We start from the raw sequence: 273 nt of genomic DNA on the forward strand, positions 1-273 counted from the left end.
GTCGCCACGAAACCGCACCTCGCCGTCGATGTGCGCCGGGGGCCTCGAGAGGATTCGCGTGATCGATTCGCTCGCGACGGTCTTCCCGGACCCGGACTCGCCGACGATGCAGACGGTCTCGCCCTCGTGGATGTCGAAGTCGAGGCCGTCGACCGCGGTCAGCGTCCCTTCGTCCGTCGTGAACGTCGTCTGCAGGTCTCGTACCGACAGTAGTGGTTCGTTCGTACTCATCATTCGGCCTCCGTCTCCGCTTGCGGGTTCAGTGCGTCGAGC

Annotated in this window: 1 protein-coding gene; it reads right to left on the reverse strand. The window is 65.2% G+C overall.

Annotated elements, in window-relative coordinates; genetic code table 11:
• The coding region (locus SM753_RS20595) for an ATP-binding cassette domain-containing protein (protein ID WP_323192930.1) at positions 1-231 on the reverse strand (231 nt) is incomplete at its 3' end.
• Between the last annotated feature and the right edge of the window lie 42 nt (positions 232-273).

The organism is Halostella sp. PRR32 (assembly GCF_034808085.1).
Taxonomy (GTDB): Archaea; Halobacteriota; Halobacteria; order Halobacteriales; family Natronoarchaeaceae; genus Halostella; species Halostella pelagica.